The sequence below is a fragment of the Paenibacillus sp. F024 genome, assembly GCF_057814255.1.
On the sequence record NZ_JBVASZ010000081.1, the window covers coordinates 1 to 1,875 of the forward strand.

Below are 1,875 nucleotides of genomic sequence, written 5' to 3' on the forward strand. Positions count from 1 at the left end.
CGCCCAGCATGGGCGTCATCTTTAGGGTGAAAGTCCTGAACGGGGGCTGGCGAGCGCCTACCGTAGCCAAGGGCAAGGGTGTCCGTCGCGAGGCGGAATCTGAAGGAAGCCGGAGGCAAATGCACGGGCCAAGGTACACGAACCCAATTCGAGGCTGGGTTAGTCGGATGAGTCACCTACACATGACGAAATCCAAAGCCGCCAAGGACTAATCCTGTAAACTTGGGTGGTCGCGGGCAGACAGATGACGCTCTTATCTGGGGAGGCCTGCGGAATACGCGAAGTGACTTCGTAACCAGAGCCGAAAGGCTCTGCTGAATCCGCAGGAGTCAGCAGAGGCCATAGTACGTGAGTATGGGACGCCGGAAAGCGGAAGGGCCGAACCGAAAGGAGAGAGGAAATCGATGCGTTCGCACGAAGAGCAACGACAGCAGAATATCCCACAAGGGAGCTCGCGGCAAAGGGTAGCGGTGAAGCCGCAAGGGTATGCCGGAGCGCCGAGTTCTTCGTCGGCACAAGTTGCCCCTTCCTCTCGCGAAGACAGTAACGACCTGTTGGAGAAGATGCTCGAAGGAGAGAACCTTCGACTCGCTTACAAGCGGGTGGTGCAAAACGGAGGAGCGCCCGGAGTGGACGGAGTAACAGTAGCAGAGCTACAAGCGTACCTGAAAACACAATGGGAACCGGTGAAAGCCGAACTCCTCGCGGGAACGTACAGACCCGCGCCCGTCAGACGAGTGGAAATCCCCAAACCCGGAGGCGGCGTGCGGCTGCTCGGTATCCCCACCGGGATGGACCGCTTGCTCCAACAAGCGCTTCTGCAAGTAATGAATCCGATCTTCGACGCGCACTTCTCATGGCATAGCTACGGCTTCAGGCCGGGGAAACGAGCGCACGACGCGGTGAAACAAGCCCAAATCTACATTCAAAGGGGATACCGATGGACGGTAGATATGGATTTGGAGAAATTCTTTGACCGGGTGAACCACGACATGCTCATGGCAAGGGTAGCAAGGAGAGTAACGGACAAGCGTATCCTAAAGCTAATCCGGGGCTACCTGAACGCAGGAGTGATGTCGAATGGAGCGCTGGAACGAACGGATGAAGGGACTCCGCAAGGCGGCCCCCTGAGTCCGCTCCTCGCAAACATTCTACTGGATGATCTGGACAAAGAATTAACGAAGCGTGGCCTGCGGTTCGTCCGTTATGCGGACGACTGCAACATCTTCGTAGCCAGCAAGCGCGCTGGTGAACGCGTATTGGAATCGGTGATTCGCTTTGTAGAAGGGAAGCTAAAACTGAAAGTGAATCGAGACAAGAGTGCGGTGGACCGACCATGGAACCGTAAGTTTCTCGGGTTCAGCTTTTTGTCGAACAAGCAGGCGACCATACGGCTAGCGCCGAAGACGATCGCCCGCTTTAAGGAGAAAGTCCGGGAACTAACCAACCGAACCCGTTCCATGTCGATGGAGAGCCGAATTGCGCAACTCAACCGCTACCTCATGGGTTGGATTGGCTACTTCCGACTCGCATCCGCGAAGAAGCATTGCGGAACGTTCGATCAATGGATTCGCAGAAGGCTACGTATGTGTCTTTGGAAACAGTGGAAACGAGTGCGAACTCGTGTGCGCGAGCTGCGAGCCCTCGGCGTTCCGGAATGGGCTTGCTTCGTCATGGCAAACTCCAGACGCGGAGCATGGGAGATGTCTCGAAACACAAATAACGCCCTTCCGACCTCCTACTGGGAAGCGAAAGGGCTGAGAAGTTTGCTTTCTCGTTATTTAGAGCTTTGTTAACCTTTTGGAACCGCCGTATGCGGACCCGCATGTACGGTGGTGTGAGAGGTCGGGGGCTAGGCGCCCCCTCCTACTCGAT

Annotated in this window: 2 protein-coding genes; both read left to right on the top strand. The window is 56.2% G+C overall.

Annotated elements, in window-relative coordinates:
* Positions 1-212 (top strand): hypothetical protein (locus tag ACZYR9_RS27395; protein WP_488981478.1); only part of this gene is annotated, 212 nt, incomplete at its 5' end.
* A 192-nt stretch (positions 213-404) separates the two neighbouring features.
* A complete protein-coding gene (gene ltrA, locus ACZYR9_RS27400) occupies positions 405-1,796 on the top strand; it encodes a group II intron reverse transcriptase/maturase (protein WP_488981479.1) in 1,392 nt (463 codons plus the stop codon).
* Positions 1,797-1,875: the final 79 nt, after the last annotated feature.